The sequence below is a fragment of the Haloferax profundi genome (genome assembly GCF_001469865.1).
In the GTDB taxonomy this organism is placed as follows: Archaea; Halobacteriota; Halobacteria; order Halobacteriales; family Haloferacaceae; genus Haloferax; species Haloferax profundi.
This window is the reverse complement of the sequence record NZ_LOPV01000184.1, coordinates 1-413: the sequence shown is the minus strand read 5'-3', so window position 1 is coordinate 413 and position 413 is coordinate 1. Positions and strand designations below refer to the sequence as shown.

Sequence of the window (413 nt, the reverse complement as noted above, 5' to 3'; positions counted from 1 at the left end):
AATTGTCTTCGAGATAGTTGATATCGCGCGTGACTGTGTAGGTGCCAGGTGTGAAGGGTTCTGGCAGCTGTTCAAGATAGTCTGGAGTATCCTCCGGAGGGAGGAAATCTTCTTGTGTGAAGCTGGACTCAACTCCCAGGCCATAGTTTCCGACCCACACTGATGAGACCAAGACTAGGACAAGGAATATCCCTGGTGCAATCTGGCCAATCTTCACACCAATGGGAAGAATCCTCCCGAGTGCAGACTCTTCAGCCCCAACTGGCGTCTGAGCAAACATCGGTATCGAGTGCTTCTCCCGAAGACGGTCAGTGTAGACCTTTGCCGCAGGAAGGAAGATCCCGAAGATCAGGAATGTGAACACTATCCCGATCGCTGCAATGACACCGAAGTCACGGATTGGTGGGAGCTCA

The 413-nt window shown here is 52.1% G+C and carries 1 pseudogene; it reads right to left on the bottom strand.

Annotated elements, in window-relative coordinates:
- Positions 1 to 413 (bottom strand): annotated as a pseudogene (locus AUR66_RS21900) (efflux RND transporter permease subunit); the annotation flags it as partial.